17 protein-coding genes are annotated in these 22185 nt (G+C 73.6%); 6 read left to right on the forward strand and 11 right to left on the reverse strand.

The window, feature by feature from the left end; genetic code table 11:
- Positions 1-5 precede the first annotated feature (5 nt).
- The 3 genes from ACFQZ6_RS02640 to ACFQZ6_RS02650 are packed head-to-tail and all read right to left on the reverse strand — an operon-like array spanning position 6 to position 4737.
- Complete coding sequence (locus tag ACFQZ6_RS02640; protein WP_381604716.1) at positions 6-2693, reverse strand: multicopper oxidase domain-containing protein; 2688 nt, start codon at positions 2691-2693, stop codon at positions 6-8.
- Positions 2690-4030: a hypothetical protein gene (locus tag ACFQZ6_RS02645; protein WP_381604717.1), complete on the reverse strand. Its 1341-nt coding sequence runs from the start codon at positions 4028-4030 to the stop codon at positions 2690-2692. The genes ACFQZ6_RS02640 and ACFQZ6_RS02645 overlap by 4 nt, the downstream gene beginning before the upstream one ends.
- Positions 4027-4737 carry a helix-turn-helix transcriptional regulator gene (locus ACFQZ6_RS02650; RefSeq protein ID WP_381604718.1) on the reverse strand — a complete coding sequence of 237 codons (711 nt, stop codon included), beginning with the start codon at positions 4735-4737 and terminating at the stop codon, positions 4027-4029. The genes ACFQZ6_RS02645 and ACFQZ6_RS02650 overlap by 4 nt, the downstream gene beginning before the upstream one ends.
- Before the next feature lie 99 nt (positions 4738-4836).
- On the opposite strand from ACFQZ6_RS02650, the gene ACFQZ6_RS02655 reads away from it, so the two are divergent.
- A complete protein-coding gene (locus ACFQZ6_RS02655) occupies positions 4837-5625 on the forward strand; it encodes a DUF2249 domain-containing protein (RefSeq protein ID WP_381604719.1) in 789 nt (262 codons plus the stop codon).
- 387 nt (positions 5626-6012) lie between these two features.
- Here ACFQZ6_RS02655 and ACFQZ6_RS02660 read toward each other — a convergent pair whose 3' ends face one another.
- Complete coding sequence (locus ACFQZ6_RS02660; protein WP_381604720.1) at positions 6013-6822, reverse strand: LysR family transcriptional regulator; 810 nt, start codon at positions 6820-6822, stop codon at positions 6013-6015.
- A 68-nt stretch (positions 6823-6890) separates the two neighbouring features.
- On the opposite strand from ACFQZ6_RS02660, the gene ACFQZ6_RS02665 reads away from it, so the two are divergent.
- Positions 6891-7787, forward strand: coding sequence for an NAD(P)H-binding protein (locus ACFQZ6_RS02665; protein WP_381604721.1), 897 nt, complete (start codon positions 6891-6893; stop codon positions 7785-7787).
- Between the two features lie 286 nt (positions 7788-8073).
- On the opposite strand, the gene ACFQZ6_RS02670 is transcribed toward ACFQZ6_RS02665, so the two are convergent.
- Positions 8074-9093: a LacI family DNA-binding transcriptional regulator gene (locus tag ACFQZ6_RS02670; protein WP_381604722.1), complete on the reverse strand. Its 1020-nt coding sequence runs from the start codon at positions 9091-9093 to the stop codon at positions 8074-8076.
- Positions 9094-9240: 147 nt separating this feature from the next.
- Here ACFQZ6_RS02670 and ACFQZ6_RS02675 point away from each other — a divergent pair, with 147 nt between their 5' ends.
- The 3 genes from ACFQZ6_RS02675 to ACFQZ6_RS02685 all read left to right on the forward strand — a co-directional run bounded on the left by ACFQZ6_RS02675 (position 9241) and on the right by ACFQZ6_RS02685 (position 13163).
- Positions 9241-11439 carry a discoidin domain-containing protein gene (locus tag ACFQZ6_RS02675; RefSeq protein WP_381604723.1) on the forward strand — a complete coding sequence of 733 codons (2199 nt, stop codon included), beginning with the start codon at positions 9241-9243 and terminating at the stop codon, positions 11437-11439.
- Positions 11440-11559: 120 nt separating this feature from the next.
- The gene (locus tag ACFQZ6_RS02680) at positions 11560-12060 is read left to right on the forward strand and encodes a discoidin domain-containing protein (RefSeq protein WP_381604724.1); all 501 of its coding nucleotides are present in this window, start codon (positions 11560-11562) and stop codon (positions 12058-12060) included.
- A 35-nt stretch (positions 12061-12095) separates the two neighbouring features.
- Positions 12096-13163: a DUF1996 domain-containing protein gene (locus ACFQZ6_RS02685; protein WP_381604725.1), complete on the forward strand. Its 1068-nt coding sequence runs from the start codon at positions 12096-12098 to the stop codon at positions 13161-13163.
- A gap of 61 nt (positions 13164-13224) precedes the next feature.
- Here ACFQZ6_RS02685 and ACFQZ6_RS02690 read toward each other — a convergent pair whose 3' ends face one another.
- The gene (locus ACFQZ6_RS02690) at positions 13225-14013 is read right to left on the reverse strand and encodes an SDR family NAD(P)-dependent oxidoreductase (protein WP_381604726.1); all 789 of its coding nucleotides are present in this window, start codon (positions 14011-14013) and stop codon (positions 13225-13227) included.
- Positions 14014-14186: 173 nt separating this feature from the next.
- On the opposite strand from ACFQZ6_RS02690, the gene ACFQZ6_RS02695 reads away from it, so the two are divergent.
- Entirely contained in the window at positions 14187-15032 is an 846-nt protein-coding gene (locus ACFQZ6_RS02695; protein WP_381604727.1) for an MmyB family transcriptional regulator, read from the forward strand.
- Positions 15033-15048: 16 nt separating this feature from the next.
- Here ACFQZ6_RS02695 and ACFQZ6_RS02700 read toward each other — a convergent pair whose 3' ends face one another.
- The 5 genes from ACFQZ6_RS02700 to ACFQZ6_RS02720 all read right to left on the reverse strand — a co-directional run bounded on the left by ACFQZ6_RS02700 (position 15049) and on the right by ACFQZ6_RS02720 (position 22094).
- Positions 15049-16710: a ricin-type beta-trefoil lectin domain protein gene (locus ACFQZ6_RS02700; protein ID WP_381604728.1), complete on the reverse strand. Its 1662-nt coding sequence runs from the start codon at positions 16708-16710 to the stop codon at positions 15049-15051.
- A gap of 42 nt (positions 16711-16752) precedes the next feature.
- A complete protein-coding gene (locus ACFQZ6_RS02705; protein ID WP_381604729.1) occupies positions 16753-18837 on the reverse strand; it encodes a glycoside hydrolase family 2 protein in 2085 nt (694 codons plus the stop codon).
- A gap of 105 nt (positions 18838-18942) precedes the next feature.
- The gene (locus tag ACFQZ6_RS02710) at positions 18943-19806 is read right to left on the reverse strand and encodes a carbohydrate ABC transporter permease (RefSeq protein ID WP_381604730.1); all 864 of its coding nucleotides are present in this window, start codon (positions 19804-19806) and stop codon (positions 18943-18945) included.
- Between the two features lie 3 nt (positions 19807-19809).
- Positions 19810-20736: a carbohydrate ABC transporter permease gene (locus ACFQZ6_RS02715; protein ID WP_381604731.1), complete on the reverse strand. Its 927-nt coding sequence runs from the start codon at positions 20734-20736 to the stop codon at positions 19810-19812.
- Positions 20733-22094 carry an ABC transporter substrate-binding protein gene (locus tag ACFQZ6_RS02720; protein ID WP_381604732.1) on the reverse strand — a complete coding sequence of 454 codons (1362 nt, stop codon included), beginning with the start codon at positions 22092-22094 and terminating at the stop codon, positions 20733-20735. Before ACFQZ6_RS02720 ends, ACFQZ6_RS02715 begins: the two co-directional genes overlap by 4 nt.
- Positions 22095-22185: the final 91 nt, after the last annotated feature.

A 22185-nucleotide genomic window follows, 5' to 3' on the forward strand; every position in this document is an offset into this window, starting at 1 on the left:
AGGGGTCAGCGCACGCGGAGGACGCCGTGGGCGCCGCGTTCCGCGTCGGTCATGGCGTGGGTGACGAAGGGGTAGTCGCCCGCCTCCGGGAGGGTCAGTTCGACGAAGCCGCCCGCGGCGGGGGCGAGGGCGAGGACCTGCGCGCCGCCGCTCGTCGCGCCACCGGGCCGCAGGTCGTAGGCGCCCTCGCGGAAGACGGTGTCGAACTGGCCGCCGACGACGTGGAAGGCGCTGGGCAGGTTCGGTCCGGCCGCCAGCACCCAGATCCGCACCCGGTCGCCGGTCCGTGCCGTCAGCGGGTCGTGGTCGTACTGGCTGGCGTACCCGTTGAAGGCGACGATGTCGGGTTCCCTGGCCCTCACCTTGTCGGCGTCGGCCGTCCCGTCCCGCTCGCCGAGGTAGAACTCGGACTGGACGAGCACGTACTCGCGGTCCACCTCGGGCAGGCCGGGCGGGTCGATGACCACCGCGCCGAACATGCCGTTGGCGATGTGCAGGGACATCGGCATGGTCGAGCAGTGGTACATCCACACGCCGCTGCGGGTGGCCGTGAAGCGGTACGTCAGTGTCTCGCCGGGCTGGATGGTGCGCATCGGCCCGTCGGGGGCGAGCGACCCGGCGTGGAAGTCGACGGAGTGGCCGATCGAGCCGTCGTTGACGAGGGTGATCTCGAAGGTGTCACCGACGCGCCCGCGCAGCACGGGCCCGGGGGCCGTCCCGTCGAACGTCCACAGGGTCTGCCGTACGCCGGGGGCGACCTCGCGCTTCGTCTCCTTGACGGTGAGGGTCCTGCGGTGCGTCTGGGGGCCTGTCGTGTCGGCGACGGGCGGGAGGGCGGCGTCGCGGGCCGTGAAGCCGTCGGCGGGCGCGGCCATGGGGTCGTACGCGTCGGCGGCGGAGGTGCCGTCCCCGGTGTGGTCGTGGGCGCTGGCGGCAGCACCGGTGCTGACGCCGGTGACGCGGACCTGGAAGGTCATGCCCATCTGCCGGTGCCCGGCGACCGAGCACCAGCCCGACAGGTCCCGGCCGACGACCCCGGCGTCCAGCGTCGCGCGGTCGCCCGGCCTGAGCCGGTCGGTGCGGGCGCCGGTCTCCAGCACCAGGTCGTGGGTGTCCGTGCCGGTGTTGCGCACGTCGAGCACCAGACGGTCGCCCGCGGGCACGTCGACGGCGGCCGGGGTGAAGCGCATGGCGCGCACCGACACCCGCACCCTGGTGGTGTGGCCGGTCGGGCGCACCTCGCCCGTGCCGTCGGCCCGGGTGGCGGCCGACCGCTCCGTCATCGGCAGCGACCGGACGTCCAGCGCACCGCCTCCCGCCACCGCCAGCACCACGACCGCGAGCCCGAGGGCGGCCCCGCCGAGCACCTGGTGCCGGGCGAAGACCGGTGTCCCCGCGGCCGGACCGACCGCCTCGGGCGCCGGGGCCGCCGTCCCGCGCCGCCGCCGTACGCCCCTGACCACGACCCGCACCAGCAGGAAGAGGAACAGGACGAGCACCGCCAGCAACAGCAGCGAGCAGACCACGCGCACGGTGGACGGCACCGGGAGCACGCACAGCAGCAGCGCGGCGTTGGTGACGGCCAGCCGCGCGGGCCAGCCGCGTTCGAGCCCCGCGGTGGCGGCGCGTACGGCGCTCGGCCCGCCGCCGAGGACCACGGGCACGAGGAAGCTGAGCGCGCCCAGCAGCACCTGGGCGATCCACCCGGCGGCGAGCGGCGCGGTCAGCGCGGCCGTGCGCTCGGTCACCGTCGTCCAGGAGGCCGTGGACGCCAGGATGCCCGCCAGCGCGGTCAGGGAGGCGGCGAGCCAGAGGCAGCCCGCGGCCACCGACCAGGCGGCGAAGGACCGCGGCGCCTTGCCGCGGGCGGCGCGCCACCAGGGCCGGGCGGCGACCGCCAGGCCGACGGCGTAGACGGCGACGCCGGGGGCGGCCAGCGGGGGCGGGGCGAGCAGGGCGGCGGCGACGGTGGCGGTGAGCCCGCCGAGCAGGACGGGCAGGGCGCGGCGCCCGGCGCGTTCGGCGCCGTCCGCCACGCGGGTGCGCAGCATCGTCGGCCAGAGGGTGATCAGCGTTCCGGCCACCGTGAGGCCGACCCAGCCGAGCAGGTTGATCACCTCGTGGGCGATCAGCAGCCGGTCGGATAGGTCACCGGCGAGGTCGCCGCGGGCCATGAGGACGCCGAGCGCGGCTCCGGCGGGGAGCAGCGCGGAGGCGGCGACGTAGTAGCGGACGGTCATGGCGAACCGGCTGGGCAGGGCGCGGCGCAGCAGGCGCACCAGCCAGACGGCGTGCGCGAGGACCGCGCCGCCGACCAGGCAGCCGCCGACGAGGACGACGGGCCAGCGGCCGGTGACCAGGCCGCCGATCACGGCGACGGCGCCCGCGTTGAGGGCGGCCAGGCGCAGCGCGGCGGGGGCGCCCCGGTTGGCCTCCGGCAGGCGGAGCACGGACGCGGCGAAGTGGCCCGACCAGATGACGACGGCGTTGGTGACGGCGCCGAGCAGCAGGGTGTGGACGAGCAGCCAGTAAGCGTGCGGCAGGAAGTGGTGACCGGTCGCGACCGCCGCGAACAGGGCGAGCCAGAGGGCCACGATCGCGTTGACGCCAAGGTGCCAGCGGGTCCGGGCGGAGCGACGGGGCGGCGCCGGGGCGGGCGCGCGCTCGGGGGGCGGGGACAGGTGGAGGGTCACCGGGGGTTCCTGGGGTGGTCGGGGGCGTCCGTGTCGGGGGCGGGTGCGGGCGTGGTCGCGCGGGCGGAGGCGGTCGCCGGGGCGGATTCCGTTGCCGGGGCGGAGGCGGTCGCGGGGGCGAAGGTGGTCGCGGGGGCGGGGACGGTCGCGGGGGCGGGGACGTGCCGGGTCGTCGCGGGGTGTCCGGTCGTCGCGGTGCGCCGGGGCTCGGTGGCACGCCGGGGCGCGGTCGCACTCCGGGGCGCGGTCGCACGTCGGGTCGCGAGCGCCGACGACGACGCCGCCGACAGCACGAACAGCAGCACCGCGGCGATGTTGAGCGCCCCGCCGAGCCGCCACGCCCAGGTGAGGTCGCGGAGGTCACCGACCAGCACCCGCAGGGCGAGGGAGAGGTGCAGCAGCCAGGCCGCGACCGCCAGGGCCGGGTGGTACGGCAGCGGGCGGCGCAGTACGGCCGGGAGGATCACCGGCGCGTGGGCCAGGATCATCGACATCACGAACCCCAGGAAGACGGCGTGCACCACCGCGTCGTAGCGGGGGCCGTCGGTGACCGGCCCGTCCAGCAGCCACAGCAGCCCGGCGAGCCCCAGCCAGCCGTAGCCGCCGAGCAGACAGGCGGCGGTGAAGCGGGGCAGACCGGTGGTGCGCAGCAGTCGGCGGGCGACGTCGTGGACGGCGAGCCAGGCGACCAGGGCGAGCAGCGCGGCGCCGAGGAGGAGGCTGCCGGTCGGCGGCCAGAGCAGCGTGGTGACGACACCGCCGAGGACGGCGCCGACGACGCCCAGGAAGAGCGGTTCGGCCCGGGGCGCGAGGGCGCCGACCCGGGCGAGTTCCAGCCGTTCGCCCGCGATGGTCAGCACCAGGAACGCGGCCAGCCAGGGCAGCGCCCGGGGTATGTCCAGGCCGCCGAGCCACAGCAGCGCCGCACCGAGCGCCGACACCGCGCCCGCGCCCTGGGCGACGAGGGCGGCGCTCGGCTGCCGCCGCCAGAAGCGGACGTACAGGGCGACGAGCACACCGCACCCCGCGACCAGCGCCAGCCGCCCCACGACCAGGTCGAGCGGCGTGAGCAGGGCGAGGCCCCCGGCGCCGAGGAACGCGGGGGCCAGGTAGGGCCAGCGTCCGCCCAGGGCCACCGCGCGTTCCAGCGCCACCAGCGTGCCGACGAACCCGAGGACCAGCAGCACGCCGTGCACCGTGGGGAGGCGGTCGCTGGTGACCGGGGCGGGGAGCCCGAGCAGGCCGAGCGCCGCGTCGAGACCGGCGAGCAGACACAGACCGGCGGCCAGCAGCAACGGCACCCGCCGCGCGCCGACGCGCCGGGCGGCGGCGGTCACCGGTCACTCCCGCCGCGGTCGCCGCCCGCGTCAGCCCCGGTGCCCAGGTGCAGCAGACACGCGTCCGGCTCGGCGAACGGGAGCAACTCAACCCCCTGGGGCGTCTCCCCGAGCGCCGCGAGCCCGGCTCGGGCCAACCCCTCGTGGACGCCGCAGATGACGCCCGGGTACTCGCGCGCCGTCTCCACGAACGGGCAGCGCCGCAGCCGTACCCGGCGGGCCCCGGCGTCCGTCTCCGGTGCGAAGCCGATCTCCGTGAGCAGGTCCACCAGCCGCCGACGCGCCTCCTCGGCGTCGGCCACCGGCTCCCGGTCCGCCGTCAGCACCCGCCCCCAGCGCGCACCGGCCGCGAGGGCGTCCTCGCGGGGCCGGTCGCTGGAGTCCGCGATCTGGGCGGCCAGCACCGCCGCGAGACCGGCGTACTCCCGGGCCGGGGACTCCTGCGGCAGCCGCGCCCGGTACCGCCAGGCGGGTCGGCCGCGCCCGGCGGCCGGGGACCGCTCGCGGACGGCGAGACCGTCGTCCACCAGGGCGTCCAGGTGCTCGCGGACGGTGTTGACGTGCAGCCCGCACACCTTGCCCAGGGCGCTGGCCGTCACGGGGGCGGACTGGTGGCGCAGTTGGCGCAGGACGCCGCCGCGCTGGCGCGACAGCGGCGCCCGTGCCGATCCGCTGCCGGGAAGTGGGCCGGTATTTTCCACGGTCATGTCCGTACTATATTCCAGGCATCGGCCCCGACCCACCGGAACGGGCCGCCGAGCCCCGACCGACCGGGACGGGCCGCCGATCGCCGGAAGGAAACCGTCATGAGCACGCTCACCCTCGCCTCGGACCCCCAGGACGCCGCGGCGGCCGAGGCCGTCGAGGCGCACCACACCCAGCTCGCCGGTGAACTGGCCGGGCGGGTCGCCATGCTGGTCGCCGCCGCGGAGCGGGACCCGGCCGCGGCCGACGGGGTGCGCGCGGGGCTGGTCGACTTCTGCGACCGGGACCTCGTGCCGCACGCCACCGCCGAGGAGGGCACCCTCTACCCCGCCGCCCGCGCCCTCCCCGAGGCCCGGCTCCTGGTCGAGGGCATGATCGCCGAGCACCGCAGGCTCGTCGCGCTCGTCGACGCGCTGCGCGCCGGTGGCGACGCCGTGCGCGCGGCGGCCGAGGGCCGGGCGCTCCAGGTGCTGTTCGAGGAGCACCTGGAGAAGGAGAACACCCTGGTCCTGCCGCTGCTCGCCGGTGCCCCGGACATCTCCCTCGCCGGGCTGCTCGCGGGGATGCACGACCTCCTCGGGCACGACCACGGCACGGCGGACGCGACGCCCGCGTCCGGCGGCGGGTGCGGCGGCACCTGCGGCTGCGGCGGCTCGGACGACACGGAGGTGCCCGAACTCGACGTCCGGGACATCCCCCACTCGCTGCGCCACGCCACGGTGTTCGGCGCGGTGGCCGCCGTACCGTCCGGCGCGGCGATGACGCTCGTGGCGCCGCACGACCCGCTGCCCCTGCTGGCCCAGATCGAGGACCGGCACCCCGGCGCGTTCGCGGTGGAGTACCTGGAGCGCGGACCGGAGGCCTGGCGCCTGCTGCTGACCCACCGCTGAGCGGGTCGGCACCGGAGCGAGGGCGGGTGGCCGTGCACGGTCACCCGCTCGTCCGCCGCGCCCTGGGACGACCGGCGCACCCCGCCTGCCAGCGGGTGGCGGGACGCCGTCGCCGGGACGCGGCGGACGGACGGCATCCGGCGCAACGGCTGGGACAGACCGGATGGTGACCGGTCCGGGGCACGCCGCGCCCGCCGTGGCTCGTGGCCGCGCGAAGGCGGGGCCGAGTGGCAGGACGCGACGGTCCGTGGCGCCCCCGGCCGGTCGTGGACCAGCATCCCCGGGCCGCCCCGCCCCCCGCCTGGGCCGAACGGCCCACCCGGCAGTGCCCCTTGGCCCCCGCCCCGAGGGGCGCACGGGGCCGAACGGCCGTACCGCCGCCCCCGGTCAGCCGTGCCGCAGGGCCTCGGTGGCGACCTCCAGGAAGTCGCGCAGCAGCTTCTGTCGCCGGTCCGCGAGGACGGCGAGGCACGCCTCCGCCCGCGGGGCGTCCGTGACGGGGACGTGGACGAGGTCGGGCCGGGAGTAGGAGCGCGCCACGCTCAGCGGGACCAGCGCGATGCCGTGCCCGGAGGCGACCAGCTCGAACTTCTCCTCCAGGGACGACGTCCGCCGCCGCGGCACGTCCAGCATCCGCTGCCCGTCCAGGTCCGCGGAGGTCAGCTCGGCGCGGGCCGCCAGCGGGTGCGCCACGGGCACGCAGGCGACCCGGGGCTCCCGGCTGATCGGGATGACGCGCAGCCCCGTGTCGTCGAACGGGCGCCGCAGGTACCCGACCTGGGCCCGGCCGTCCCTGAGCGGCGCGTCCTGCTCCCACCAGCGCGCCGGTACGACATCGGTCTCGACGTCGGGATGGCGCGCCGTGAACGCCCGGAGCGCGTCCGACACGTGCAGCCCCGGTGAGAAGGCGACCACGAGCCGCTGGGCGCCCCGGTCGGCGTCGTGCACGCGCTGCACCGCCGCGGTGACGGAGGCGAGGATGCCCTGCGCCTCCTCGTAGAGCTGCTTCCCGGCGTCGGTCAGCTCCACGCTGCGGGTGGTGCGCACGAGCAGCGCGCACTCCAACTCCCTCTCGAAGGCGCTGATCTGACGGCTGAGCACCGGCTGGGCGATGTAGAGCTGTTCGGCCGCCCGCCCGAAGTGCCGGTGCTCGGCCACCGCGACGAAGTAGCGGAGCTTGCGCAGATCGAGATCCATGCCTCCAAGGTATCAATCGGCGGGAAGGGTATTGGACGCCGCGCGGCGCCCGCGCCGAGACTCGAAGCATGATCGTGATTACGGCACCCACCGGCCAGATCGGTGGCCAGGTCCTGGACATCCTGCTCGACGACGCCCCCGCGCACGGCGAGGAACTGCGCGTCATCGTGCGCGACCCCGCAAGACTCCCCGCCCACGTCCGCGAACGCGTCGACGTCGTCACCGGGTCGCACGCCGACGCCGAGGTCGTCGACCGCGCCTTCGCCGCCGCGGACGCCGTGTTCTGGCTGGTCCCGCCGGACCGGCGGGCACCGAGCCTGGACAGCGCGTACGTCGGGTTCACCCAGGCCGCCGCGAAGGCGTTCACGGCCCACCGGGTCGGGCACGTCGTCGGCGTCTCGGCGCTCGGCCGGGGCACGCCCGTCGCCGACCGCGCCGGACTCGTCACCGCCTCGCTGGCCATGGACGACCTGATCGCCAGCACGGGCGTGGCCTACCGGGCGCTCGCGAACCCGAGCTTCATGGACAACGTGCTGCGGCAGGTGGCGTCGATCCGCGACGACGGCGTCTTCACCGACACCCTCGACCCGGACCACGCCGCGCCCCAGGCCGCCACCCGCGACATCGCCCGGGCCGCCGCCGACCTGCTGCTCGACCGCTCCTGGACGGGCACCGGCGAGGTGCCGGTGCTCGGCCCCGAGGACCTCTCCCCCACCGACATGGCGCGGATCATGTCGGACGTGCTCGGCCGCCCGGTCCGCTACGAGCGGCGGTCCCTCGACGACTTCCGCGCCGCGCTCGTCGCCCACGGCACCGGGGAGGCGTTCGCGGACGGCTACGTCGACATGATGCGCGCCAAGAACGAGGGCCTGGACAACGGCGTACCGCGCACCCCGAGCGCCGCGAGCCCGACGACGTTCCGCGCCTGGTGCGAGGAGGTGCTGGCGCCCGCGGCCCGGGCGTGAACCCGCGAGGACACCCGCTCCCCGCCCGCCCCGCCGCGCGGGCACCGCGCCCCGAACGACGACGGACCGGCGCCCGGACCGGCCCACACGCCCCAGACGATGACGGAGCAGCGCCCGGACCGGCCGACACGTCCCAGACAATGACGGACCGGCGCCCGGACCGGCCGACACGCCCCGGACGGTGACGGGACAGCTCCACGAACGACGGCCGACCGTGCCCGGGCGCACCCAGGCGCATCCAGGCGCACCTGACCGCACCCGACGACCCCCGGGCGCGCCGCGCGGTTCACGCCGACTCGCGCACCACCAGCTCCGGTTCGAAGAGCACCGCGGCCGGTTCCGTGCGCGCCCCTTGGATGTGCTCCGACAGCAGCCGGGCCATCTCCGCGGCCATCCGCTCCACCGGCTGCCGCACCGTGGTCAGCGGCGGGTGGCAGGCCGCCGCCACGCTGGAGTCGTCGAAGCCGACCACGGCGACGTCCTCCGGCACCCGTCTCCCCCGCTCCCGCAGGTACTGGCAGGCGCCCTGCGCCATCAGGTCGTTGGCGGCGAACACCCCGTCCAGCCCCGGGTGCGCGGCAAGGAGCTGGCGCATGGCGGCGGCGCCGCTTTCCACGGTGAAGGTGCCCTCGGCGGCCGGGACGTCGGCGATCCCGGCCGCGGCGAGGGCGGCGCGGAAGCCGGTGAGCCGGTCGCGGGCCGCCGGGAGCGCCCGGGGACCGTGGATCGTGGCGACACGACGGCACCCGCGGGCCACCAACCGCTCGGCGGCCAGCCGCGCCCCCTCCGCCTGGGCGAGGTCGACGTGGCTGACCGCGAGGCCCGGCTCCGGGCGGCCGAACAGCACCGTCGGGATCTTGGCGGCGGTCAGCATCGTCGGCAGCGGGTCGCCCGCCTGCATGGTCACCACCAGACAGCCGTCCGCGGTGCCCTTGCTCAGATAGTCGACGACCTGCTCACGGGCCTCGACGGACTCCGCGACCAGGATCACCGGGTGCTTGGCGTGCGCCCGCAGGTACTCCAGGGCCCCACTGACGACCCGGCCGAAGAACGGGTCGGCGAAGACCCGCGCGGCGAACGCGTCCCCCGTCCCGGAGATGACCAGCGCGACGGTCTCCGTCCGGTGGGTCACCAGGAACCGTGCCGCCCGGTTGGGCCGGTACCCCGTCCGCTCGATCGCCCGCCGCACGGTCTCCTGGATGCCGGGGTCCACGTTCCGCACGCCGTTCACGACCCGCGAGACCGTGGCCCGCGACACCCCCGCCTCCCGCGCGACGTCCTCCAGCGTCGGATCCCTTCTGGTCATACCCGGAACCCTAGATGAGCCCGGAGAAGTCGCTGATCTTAAACAAAGATGAAAGAAAAGTCCGTCCGGATTCTTGACCGCCCGATTACCCAGGGGGCAAGGTCTGGAGAGCGCTCTCCCGTTACCCGCTCGTTAAGGAGCCTCCCCATGCCCTTCGGCCCCTCCTCGGCCGCGCCTCCCCACAGACGCCCCCCGACGGCCACCCGCCGAGGTCTCGTCGGCCTCGTCACCACGGCCCTCCTGGGCGCCCTGCTCGCCCTGGTGCCCGCGCAGGCCGCGCACGCCGCCCCGGTGCTGCTCTCGCAGGGCAAGCAGGTCACCGCCTCCAGCCAGGAGAACGGCGGCACCCCGGCGACCGCCGCCGTCGACGGCGACCTCGGCACCCGCTGGTCGAGCGCGTTCTCCGACGCCCAGTGGCTCCAGGTCGACCTGGGCACCCAGGCCCAGCTCAGCCAGGTCGTGCTGCGCTGGGAGGCCGCGTACGCGAAGGCGTACCGCATCGAGACCTCCGCCAACGGCACCGACTGGTCCACGGCGTACTCGACGACGACCAGCACCGGCGGCACCGAGACGCTCACCGTCTCCGGGACCGCCCGCCACGTACGGATGCAGGGCGTGACCCGGGCCACCGGCTGGGGCTACTCGCTCTGGGAGTTCCAGGTCTACGGCACCACCGACGGCGGCGGCCCCCAGCTCCCCGGCGGCGGCGACCTCGGCCCGAACGTGCACGTCTTCGACCCGTCCACGCCCGGCATCCAGGCCAAGCTGGACGAGGTGTTCCAGCAGCAGGAGTCGGCGCAGTTCGGCAGCGGTCGGCACGCCTTCCTGTTCAAGCCCGGCACCTACAGCGGGCTCAACGCGCAGATCGGCTTCTACACCCAGATCGCCGGCCTGGGCCTGCGCCCCGACGACACCGCGATCAACGGCGACGTGACCGTGGACGCGGGCTGGTTCAACGGCAACGCCACGCAGAACTTCTGGCGCTCCGCCGAGAACCTCTCCCTCAACCCGGTCAACGGCACCAACCGGTGGGCGGTCTCCCAGGCGGCGTCGTTCCGGCGGATGCACGTCAGGGGCGGCCTCAACCTCGCCCCGAACGGCTACGGCTGGGCCAGCGGCGGCTACATCGCGGACAGCAAGATCGACGGCCAGGTCGGCAACTACTCGCAGCAGCAGTGGTACACGCGCGACAGCAGCATCGGCGGCTGGTCCAACTCCGTGTGGAACCAGGTCTTCTCCGGTGTCAACGGCGCCCCCGCCACCAGCTTCCCCGAGCCGCGCTACACCACCCTCGACACCACCCCGATCTCCCGTGAGAAGCCGTTCCTGTACCTGGACGGCGGCCAGTACAAGGTCTTCGCCCCGGCCAAGCGCACCAACGCGCGCGGCACCACCTGGGAGAGCGGCACCCCGCAGGGCCAGTCGATCCCGCTGAGCCAGTTCTACGTCGTCAAGCCGGGCACGTCGGCGGCCACCATGAACGCGGCCGTCGCCCAGGGCCTGCACCTGCTGTTCACGCCGGGCGTCTACCACGTGGACCGCACCATCGAGATCAACCGCGCGGGCACCATCGTCCTGGGCCTCGGCCTGGCGACGATCATCCCGGACAACGGCGTCACCGCGATGCGGGTCGCCGACGTCGACGGCGTCCGCCTCGCCGGGTTCCTCATCGACGCCGGTCCGGTCAACTCCCCGACGCTGCTCGAGGTCGGCGCGGCGGGCGCGTCGGCCGACCACGCCGCGAACCCCACCACCGTGCAGGACGTCTACGTCCGCGTCGGCGGCGCGGGCGCGGGCAAGGCGACCACCAGCATCGTCGTCAACAGCGACGACGTGATCATCGACCACACCTGGGTGTGGCGCGCCGACCACGGCACGGGCGTCGGCTGGGAGACCAACCGGGCCGACTACGGCGTCCGCGTCAACGGCGACGACGTGCTGGCCACCGGGCTCTTCGTCGAGCACTTCAACAAGTACGACGTCGAGTGGTACGGCGAGCGCGGCCGGACGATCTTCTACCAGAACGAGAAGGCGTACGACGCGCCCAACCAGGCCGCGATCCAGAACGGTTCCACGCGCGGGTACGCCGCCTACCGGGTCGACGACTCGGTCAACACCCACGAGGCGTGGGGGCTCGGCTCGTACTGCAACTACAACGTGGACCCGACGATCATCCAGGACCACGGCTTCAAGGCCCCCGTGAAGTCGGGGGTGCGGTTCCACAGCCTGCTCACCGTCTCGCTCGGTGGCCAGGGGCACTACGCCCACGTCATCAACGACACCGGCGCGTCCACCGTCCCGGGCGGCACCTCGACCGTGCCGTCCACCGTGGTCTCGTACCCCTGAGACCCGGCGACTGACCGCGCGCTGACGCCCCGGGCCGGGAGCGAGCCTTCCTCCCACCGGCCCCGGCCTGGGGCACCCCACCCGTCGGTTCGGTTCCCCCCACTCCCTCCAGGAGCCGCCATGTCCCGGTCCCCCACTCCCCCACCCCGGCGCGTCCGCCGCACGGCCGCCGCCCTCACGTTCGGCGCCCTGCTCGCCTCCTGCCTCACCCTCACCACCGCGCCCGCCGACGCCGCCGAGTCGCTGCTGTCGCAGGGCAGGCGGGCCACCGCCTCCAGCCAGGAGGGCGACGCCTTCTCCGCCGCCGCCGTCGACGGCAACCTCACCGGCACCCGCTGGGCCAGCCAGTGGCGCGACGCCGAATGGCTCCAGGTCGACCTCGGTGAGCGCCGCGACCTCAGCCGGGTGGTGCTCACCTGGGAGTCCGCCTACGCCAGGGCCTACGAGGTGTGGGTGTCCGACGACGGCACCACCTGGCGCACCATCCACTCCACCACGACCGGTGACGGCGACGTCGACACGATCAACGTCTCGGCGACCGCCCGCCACGTACGTCTGCACCTCACCGCACGCGGCACGGGCTACGGCTACTCGCTGTACGAGTTCGGCGTCTACGCCTGACGGCCCGTCCGCCCTTTCCCTGGCAGGTGACCCCCATGCGCTCACGTCCGAAACAGCTCCCGGCGTTACTCCTTGGCTGCGCCCTCGCGGCCAGCGGCCTGGCGCTCGGCCTCACGGCCCACGCGCCGGACGCCACCGCCACCACCGCCGCCCACGCCGGGCACACGATGCCCGTGTCGACGCAGGCGTCGGCCGACGACCCGGACGGGGACGGGTACCTCCCCGTCGAGCCGCCCGTCACCGGTGTGACACCGTCCGAGAAGGTGCCGCCGCCCGCGTACTTCCACGAGTTCCAGGCCAACTGCGCGGTGACGCACACCGCCCCGGACGACCCGATCGTCTACCCCGGGCAGCCGGGCAGGTCCCACGACCACACCTTCATGGGCAACACCTCGACGAACGCGCACAGCACCACCGGCTCGCTCTACGGCGGCGCGACCACCTGCAAGGCGCCCGCGGACGGCTCGGCGTACTGGATGCCGTCGCTGTTCAAGGGGGACCAGAAGGTGCTTCCGGTCGGGCCGCAGGTCATCTACTACAAGTCGGGGGTGACCGACTACACCAGCGTGCGGCCCTTCCCCAAGGGGCTGCGGTTCGTGGTCGGCAGCCCGACGCAGAGCGCGGAGCAGTTCCGGGACCACCCCGGCTGGGTGGAGGGCTGGGAGTGCGGCGACAGCTTCAAGAACGTCGACTTCCCGCAGGGCACCTGTCCGGCCGGGACCCAGCTCAACATCCGGATGCAGGCGCCCAGTTGCTGGGACGGCCGGTACCTGGACACCCCGGACCACCAGAGCCACATGGCCTACCCGCTGGTGAAGCCCGGCACGAACGACGACGTCTGCCCGGCCAGCCATCCGGTGGCCCTGCCGATGATCGAGTTCAAGATGGCCTTCCCGGTGGACGGTGACATGTCACAGGTCCGGCTGGCCAGCGGGCGCGGCTACTCGTTCCACTACGACTTCTTCAACGCCTGGGAGGAACGCACCCTGAAGGCCATGGTCGACCACTGCGTGGTGGGCGGCCTCCAGTGCGACGCGCGCGGCTACGACCAGAACCACCCCGAGCGCGGCGCCGTCCTGAACGCCGACTACCGGCTGCCCTGACCGGTCCCGCCCCGGCGAGGGCGGCGGGCACGACCGCCCTCGCCAGGGCGTCAGCGAGGCGTCAGAGGCGGAAGCCGCCGCTGGCCTCGATGCGCTGGCCGGTGATCCAGGCGGTGCCGTCGCGCACCAGGGCGGCGACGGCGGGGCCGATGTCGTCGGCCTGCGCGATCCGGCCGAGGGCCGTCAGGCCGGTCATGTGCCGCTGCGCCTCCTCACTGGCGCGGAGGTAGCCGTCGGCGAAGTCCGTGGCGACCGGCCCCGGGGCGATGGTGTTGACGCTGATGCCGCGCTTGCCGAGTTCGAGCGCCCAGTAGCGGGTCAGCACCTCGACCGCGCCCTTCATGGAGCCGTAGACGGCGTAGGGCATGGTGACGAACCGGGCCAGCCCGGAGGAGACGTTGACGATCCGGCCGCCGTCGGCCAGCAGCGGCGCGGTGCCCTCGGGCGCCGTGGCGAGGGCCTGGGTGAGCAGGTAGACGCCCTTGTAGTGGACGGCGAAGAGCAGGTCGATCGTCTCCTCGTCGGTGCCGCCGAGGACGGTGTGGCCGGAGATCCCGGCGTTGTTGACCAGGATGTCGAAGCTGTCGCGGCCCCACCCGGCGCGCAGCGTCTCGCGGAGGATGTCGGTGAACGGGGCGTAGGCGGCCGTCTCGCTGACGTCGAGCCGGATCGCCTCCGCCCTGCCGCCGAGGTCGGCCACCGCGTCGACGACCTGCTTGGCCTCGTCCTCGTGGGAGCGGTAGGTGAGGACGACATCGACGCCGTCGGCGGCGAGCGCCTCGACGACGGAGCGGCCGAGACCGCGGTTACCGCCCGTGACCAGGGCGATCTTCTTCGGGGAGGTGGGCATGGTGTGCCTCGGGTTCCTTCTGCCGTGGGTTCCTTCGTGTCCTGGCCTCCACCTTGCTCGGCGCGGCGCGGGGCAACCAGTGGCAGCTCACCCGGGGGTCGGCGACCCCTGGATGAGGAGGGTGGGGGTGACATCCCCTGGCTGCGGCCCGCCCGGTCACGGAGACTGGCAGGGTGAACCTCCCCGAGCTGGGTGCCTTCCTGAAGTCACGGCGTGACCGGGTGCGCCCTTCCGACGTCGGTCTGTCCGCCGGTCCCCGGCGCCGTGTCCCCGGGCTGCGCCGCGACGAGGTCGCCATGCTCGCCGGTGCCTCCACGGACTACTACATCGAGATCGAGCGGGGTGAGGCGCAGCCGTCGGAGCAGATGCTCGCGGCGCTCGCCCGCGCCCTGCGGCTCACGGGCGACGAACGGGACCACATCTTCTACCTCGCGGACCGGCCGCTGCCGCCCGCGGGAGGCCCGGCCGCGCACGTCCACCCGGGGATGCTCGACCTGCTCGACCGGCTCACCACCACTCCGGCGCAGGTGATCACGGACCTGCACGTCACGCTGGTGCAGAACCGGCTCGCCGTCGCCCTGCTCGGCCGGGCGCGGGCGGCGACCGGGCCGCAGGCCAGCTACGTCTACCAGTGGTTCACCGACCCGGCGGCCCGCGAGCTGTACCCGGAGGCCGACCACGACCACCACTCCCGGGCGTTCGTCGCCGACCTGCGGGCGGCGGTCGCCCGGCGCGGCCCCCGCGACCCGGACTCGTCACGGCTGGTGGCGGAGCTGGAGCGGTGCAGCGACGACTTCGTGCGGCTGTGGGCGGAGCGTGAGGTGGCGGTCAGGCGCTCCGACCGCAAGCGGATCGTCCACCCCACGCTGGGCGTCCTGGAGGTGAACTGCCTCAACCTCTTCAGCGAGGACGGCCGTCAGCGGCTGCTGTGGTTCTCCCCCGCCCCGGGGACCGGGGCGGGGGAGAAACTGGAACTGCTGACCGTGCTCGGCAGTCAGGACCTGCGGTCGGCGCGCTGAGCGCCGACCGCGGACCTCACGCGGGCAGGTTCCACTTCTGGGTGCCGAGGCCGTTGCAGTCGTAGATCTGCAGTTTCGTGCCGTTGGCGGTGGCGCCCTGCGGGATGTCCAGGCAGCGCCCGGACTGCGGGTTGCGCAGCGAGCCGTCGGCCTGCCGCCGCCACTGCTGGCCGCCCGCGCCGTTGCACTCCCAGAGCTGCACCTTGGTGAAGTTGGCGGTGCCGTTGCCGTCGATGTCCAGGCAGCGGCCGAACGCCCGCAGCGTGCCGTCCGGGGCGACGGACCAGCGCTGCCCCGTCGCCGTACCGCAGTCCCAGAGCTGGGCGGCGCGGCCGTTGCCGCTGGTGTTGGTGTCGACGTCGAGGCACTTGCCCGCGACCCACGGCGTGGTGACCTGGCCGACCGGGCCGCCGAGGCTGCCGGTGCCGAAGCGGATCTGGCACTGGTTGCCGGTGCCGAGCCAGGTCGCGCTCAGGTACAGGAAGCTGGTGCCGTCGGCGCGCGGGGTGATGGGTGAGCTGTAGCCGGGGCAGGAGGGTTCGCCGGGGTTGTAGCCGCCGGTCGGGGCGGTCTGGACGGGGGCCTCGATCTCGGTCCACTCGCCGGTGCCGAGGCCGGTGTTGGCGAGGACGACCGTGCCGGACTCCGCCATGACGGCCTTGTTGCCGGTGGGGCCGGTGACGACGCGCTGCCCGGACATCAGCAGGGTGCCGTTGGGGCCGCCGCCCGGCTGCCACGCCAGGTAGGGGGTGTGCAGGAGCTGTCGGCCGTCGCTGGTCTGCACGAGGGTGCCCCGCCCGTCCGTGGGCGCCCAGTTGAGGCCGTCCGGGCTGGTCTTGGTGTACACCTCGCAGGCGTGGTCGGCGTCGGTGGCGTCGCGGCACAGCTCGTACGCCATCATGAAGCGGCCGTCGGGCAGCGGGACGATGATGGACATGCCGGGGCGGGCCAGGTTGTCGGCGGGGAAGGCGACGTCCTGGGTGAGGTTGGCGCTCCAGCTCTGGCCACCGTTGGTGGACGTGTAGTGGCCGATGACCTGGTTGTTGGTGGCGGTGTTCGCGGGCCGTTCGTCGGAGATGAAGCAGGCGAGCGTGTTGTTGGGGGCGAGCGTGAACCAGGGTTCCCAAATGCCGTGGCCGATGGTGTTGGGCAGGCCACTGGTCTGGGTGCAGTTGGACAGGTACTGCCAGCTCTGGCCGTGGTCGGTGCTCTTGAAGACCTCGATCTTCTGGGCGGTGTAGTTCCCGGCGTCCCAGGCGGTGCCCGCGGCGAGCAGGTCACCGACGTTCAGGCCGTTGGCGGTGCGGGGCACCTCGTACAGGACGGGTGCCTCCAGGTCCCAGCCCGCGGTGTGGGAGGTGATCGTGGAGATGGGGGTGGCGCTCCAGCTCTGGCCGCCGTTGGTGCTGCGGTAGACGGGGAGCGCGTTGGCGCCGTTCTGGTTGCGGCGGGCGAACGTGGCCAGCATGGTCCGGCCCGCCGAGCCGTCGTGGTCGAGGCGGATGGCGCGGGGGTAGCTGTTGTCGCCCTGCGGGTAGGCGGCGAGGTCCGGGGAGGCGAGGACCTGTCCGGCGGGCGCGGCGGACGCGGGCGTGGCCCACAGGGAGAGCAGGGCGGCCAGCAGCGTCAGCACGCCGAGTACGGCGGTCGGTATGCGCCGTGGTGGGTTCGGGGGCACGGGGCGGCTCCTTCGCGGGGTGGGGTGTCGGGTGGTGCGGGGTCAGTCGGCTCGGCGGGCCAGCGGGTCGTCGCCGATGTGCGGGGCGGTGCGGGTGTCTACGTCGAGCGCGGTGCGGGCGACGACGGTGCCCGCGGTCACCAGGGCGAGGTGCAGCCGCCCGCTGGTCCAGCCCTCGGGCAGGGTGGCGGGCACGGTGACGGGCTCCCCGAGGACGTACGGCTTGGCCTCGGCGCGGCAGCCGGGCACGGGGACGCCGGGTGAGCCGGGGGTGGCCGCGTACACGGGGGTCCAGACGGTGTGCAGGGCGCCCGCGACGGGTTCCGTGCCGTGGTGGGAGACGCGCACGTCGACGGTGAGGTCCCGGGTGGCGGTGAGCAGGTCGCGGCCGGGGGCGACGGGGGTGACGTCGAGGACGAGCGTGGTGGGCGCGTTGACGTGGGCGGGGTCGACGCCCGCGAGGTCCTTGGCGCGGCGGTGGAAGTCGAGCAGTCCGGCGCTCTCGTGCTCGATGTCGTACAGCTCGGTGTAGACGTATCCGGCGAGCCGGTCGTGGCGGCGCAGTTCCTGGGTCTGCCAGCGCAGGTGCCAGGCGCGTTCCAGGCCGGTGAAGCCGCCGCCGTACTCGCTGTTGAGGTTGGGCAGGCCGCGCAGCGGCTGTCCCGGCACGGCGAGCTTCTTGTGGACGAGGTAGTCGGGGCCGAGCCGGACGGGGAAGTCGTCCCGGTCGCCGTTGAGGAGGTCGGTCACGGTGGTGGCCCAGGACGCGGCGCTCTCGTCGTAGTAGTGCCAGTCGAGCAGGTCCGTCTTGACGTGCGTCCAACCGGAGTTGTCTACGGCGGGGCGGGTGGGGTCGAGGGCCTTGAGCCGGTCGTAGGCGTCGGCGGTGGCGCGCTGCTTGGCGGGGTCGCCGGGGATGTCCCAGTCCAGGCCCCACTCCTCGTTGTAGAGGCCCCAGATGACGATGGCCGGGGAGTTGCCGTCGCGTTCCACCATCGGTTCGATCTGGTCGGCGAACCGGCTGGTGGACTCCGGTGAGAACCGTCCCGGCGAGGCGGGCTCGGCCCACAGCAACATGCCGAGGGTGTCGGCGTGCAGGACGAAGCGCGGGTCCTCCAGCTTCAGGTGCTTGCGTACGAGGTTGTAGCCCGCCTCCGCGGCCAGTTCCAGGTCGCGGCGCAGGGCGGCGTCGTCGGGCGCGGTGATGCCGGTGTCGGGCCAGTAGCCCTGGTCCAGGACCCCGCGGACGAACAGGCGGCGCCCGTTGAGGTACAGCGCCTCGCCGTCGACGGTGATCGAGCGGAGCCCGGTGTAGGAGGTGACGTGGTCGCGGCCGTCGGCGCTGACGAGTTCGGCGTCGACGTGGTAGAGGTGCGGGTCCTCCGGTGACCACAACCGGGGCGCCGCGAGGGGAAGTTCGGCGCTCGCCGTCCCGTCGGGGCCGACGTCCAGGAGGACCGGGTCGGCCTCTCCGCGCACCCGCAGGCTCAGCCGGGCGGTGTCGGCGTGCGGGCCGCGTACGGTGGCCTCGACCGCGATGCCGGTGAGGTCCCCGGTGGGGCGCAGCCGCAGGGCGGTGAGGTGGGTGGCGGGGCGCGCGGTGAGCCAGACGCTCTGCCAGATCCCGGAGGACGGGGTGAAGCAGACGCCGTCGTAGTCGTCGCGGGGCATACTGCGCTGCTTGCCGTGCACGATGTCCCGCTTGTCGGCGGGGGCGTGCACCCGGACGACGAGGAGCTGCTCGCCGGTGGGGCGCAGGGCGTCGGTCACGTCGGCGGCGAACGGGGTGTAGCCGCCCTCGTGGCGGGCCACCTCGACGCCGTTGACCCAGACGGCGGCCTCGTGGTGGACGGCGCCGAAGTTCACCACGACGCGCTGGCCCTGCCAGGCGGGCGGCACGGTGAAGGTGCGGCGGTACCAGGCCGTCTGGAGCCAGTGGGCGGCGATGCCGGAGGCGGGCGTCTCCCAGGCGAAGGGCACGGTGATCCGCTGGTCGTAGCCGTCGGCGGTGGCCTCGGTGTGCTGGGCGGTGGGGTCGGCGCGGAAGTCCCAGGTGCCGTTGAGGGTGAGCCAGGCGTGCGAGCGGTCGAAGTGCGGGTGCGGGTACTCGGGGCGGGGGGTGGGCATGGGTGTGGGTGCTCCGATCGTGAACTGGGGAAGACGAGGTGGGACGGGGGTGGGTGGTCAGCCCTTTGAGACGGGGGGTGGTCAGCCCTTTGAGACGGGGGGTGGTCAGCCCTTGACGCTGCCCGCGAGGATGCCGTTGATGAAGTGGCGCTGGAGCAGGATGAACACCAGCAGCACGGGCAGCATCGCGATGCTGCCGGCGGCCAGCAGTTCGCCCCAGACGGTGCCGAAGTCGGCGCCGATGCGGTTGCCGGTGACGTTCTGCGCGAGGGTGGAGAGGACGACCTGGAGGGTCTGGTGGCTCTCGTCGTTGACGGCGACGACGGGCCAGACGAAGTCGTTGTAGACGTTCATCGCGGTGAGCACGCCGAGCGCGGCGAGGCCCGGCCGGATCACCGGCACCACGATCCGGGCGAAGATCCCGAACTCGCTGGCGCCGTCCATGCGTCCGGCGTCGAGGAGTTCGTCGGGGACGGCGGCGATGGTCTGCCGCATCCAGAAGATGCTGAAGGCGTCGATGCTGCCGGGCAGGATGAGCGCCTGGTAGGTGTTGACCCAGCCGAGCTGGCTCATCTCAAGGAGCAGCGGGATGATCAGGACCAGCGTCGGCAGCATCAGGGTGAGCATGAGGACGCCGAAGAGCAGGTTCCGACCCACGAAGCGGTACTTGGCGAAGGCGTAGCCCGCCAGCGGGCAGAAGAACATGGTCATCGCGCCCTTGACGGCGACGACCAGCACGGTGTTGAGGAACCCGGTGCCGATCGGCACGTCGTCGAACATCGCCCGGTAGTTGTCGAGGGTGGCCGAGCCGGGCGAGAACGACAGCGGGGCGCGGACGATCTCGTTGGCGGGCTTCAGCGAGGAGCTGACGGCCCACCAGATGGGGTAGACGAACAGGACGGAGAGCCCGGCGAGGACGACGTACTGGAAGGGCCCGGGGCGGGGCTGGGAGAGGCTCTTGCGCTTCATGGGTCACTCGTCTCGGGAGCGCAGCAGGCGCACGGACAGCAGGGACAGGGCGAACACCAGCAGGACGAGCAGGAAGGAGTTGGCCGCGCCGGTCCCGAGGTCGGACGCCGTGATGTGGTGGTAGAGGTAGAGGCCGCCGGTGGTGGTGGAGCCGTAGGGCCCGCCCTGGGTGACGACGAAGGGCTCGGCGAACATCTGGAACACCGCGAGGGTCTGGACGACGACCAGGAAGGCGATGCTGCGGCGGACCAGCGGCAGCGTCAGCGACCAGAACTGGCGGCGCCGTGAGGCCCCGTCGAGCGCGGCGGCCTCGTACACGTCGGCGGGCACGGCCTGGAGTCCGGCGAGCAGGATGATGATCGCGAACCCGGTGGTCTTCCACAGGAAGAGCAGCGCGAGGGTGGGCTTGGCCCAGGTGGTGGAGGTCAGCCACTCGACCTCGGGCAGGCCCACCAGGCCGAACAGGTGGTTGACCAGCCCGTAGTCGGTGTCGAAGACGACGATCCACACCTGGGCCATCGCCACCAGCGGGGTCACGAACGGCGCGATGAACGCCACCCGGAACATCCCGCGCAGCCGCAGCCGGGCGTTGGCGAGCAGCACGGCGGCGGCGAGACCGCCGACGACCTGCACGGGCACGATCAGCAGCCACATCACCGCGCTGTTGCCCAGGGACGACCAGAACTCGGGGCTGGTGAGCAGGTAGGTGTAGTTCTCCAGGCCGATGAAGTGGGCCTCGCCCGCGCCCTTCCAGTCGGTGAAGCTCAGTTGCAGCGCGAAGACGAGCGGGTACAGGCCGAACGCGGCGAAGACGACGAAGAACGGCGCGACGAACACGTACGGGGTGAGGAACAGCCGACGCCGGGCGCGCCGGGGCGCGGGGGCCCGGTGTTCGGTGCGGGGCAGGGGGGTGAGGGTCGCCGGGGTCACGCGCGGTCCACCAGGTTGCGCTGGATCTTGCGGGTGGCGTCGTCGATGACGTCGTCCGGGGTCATGTCCCCTTCCATCAGCCGCTGGAGGTCGTTGCCCAGGTAGTCGACCGACTTGGCCCACCAGGCCGGGATCGGCGCGGCGGCCGGGATGCTGGCGGCGGCGTCCACGGCGACCTTCCACAGGTCCTGCCCGCCGAGCGCCGCCACCGGCTCGAACAGCGGGGTGTCGGGCCTGCGGGCGGGCGTGTAGCTGGGCACCGAGGTGTTCAGGCCGCCCGGGTAGACGCTGCCGGGCCCGTACACGGCGCTGTAGCCGGGCTCCTTGAAGCAGAGGAACTCATAGAGCAGCCAGGCCAGTTCGGGGTTCTTCGCCTTGGCCGGGATGATGAAGCTGCTGCCGCCCATGGCGCCGCTGCGCGGCCCGCCGGGCGTCCAGGCGGGCAGGGGGGCGGCCCGCCACTTGCCCTTGGTCTTCTTCAGGAGCTGCTGGGGCGCGAACGACCACCACACCGCCCAGGGGACGAGCGCCTGGCGGCCGTCCTCCAGCGCGGCGAGGTCCGCCTGCTTGAGGTACTCGGCGTGGGTGACGAGGTCCTCGTCGACCGCCGAGCGGACCCAGGTGAGGATGGTCCGGTACTCCTTGGAGTCCAGGCGCACCCGGCCCTCGGCGTCGGCGAGGCTGGTGCCCTGCTGGTTGGCCAGCATCTCCAGCCAGAGCTGGCCGAGGAAGGGGTCCTTGTCCAGGTGGATGGGGCCCGCCTCGGGGTTCTTCTCCTTCAGCGCCCGCGCCGCGTCCAGCAGGTCGTCGTAGGTGGTGAGGCCCGCCGGGTCGACCCCGGCGTCCTCCAGGAGGTCCTCCCGGTACCAGAGCAGTCCGGGGTCGAGGTCCCAGGGGACGCCGTAGATCCGGCCGTCGACGGTGTTGACCGACAGCTTGTACGGCGACGTCCGCGCCCGGTACGGCTCGATGAGGTCCGTCAGGTCGTAGAGGTGCTCGGCCTGGCTGCCGATCTTGGCGTCGTCCCAGAAGCTGCCGTCCGGCAGGTCGGCGCCGGTGATCAGGGTGTTGGCGAGCTTGGCGTCGATGTCGACGGCCTGGTGGTTCACCTTGATGCCGGGGTACGCCTTGCGGAACTCGTCGATGGCCGCGTCGAAGACCTTGAACAGGTCGCCGGAGCGGTTCCAGATGGTGATCTCGCCCTTGGCCGAGGGGCCCGCGGTCCCGGAGAGCTTGGGCGGCTCGGCCCCGGTCGAGCCGGGGGCGCAGGCGGCGAGCGGGCCGACGCCGGCGGCGAGGGCGCCGACGCCCAGGGCGCCCCGCAGGACACTGCGGCGCGGAACGGATGGTCTGGACATGAGCGCGGCTCCTTCAGAGGCGGACGCGGCTCGCACGCCTCTCCCGATTGCAACGATGCAGAGATGATGCGACGCCTTTTGCAACGATGCA

The organism is Streptomyces flavalbus, assembly GCF_042674625.1.
In the GTDB taxonomy this organism is placed as follows: Bacteria; Actinomycetota; Actinomycetes; order Streptomycetales; family Streptomycetaceae; genus Streptomyces; species Streptomyces flavalbus.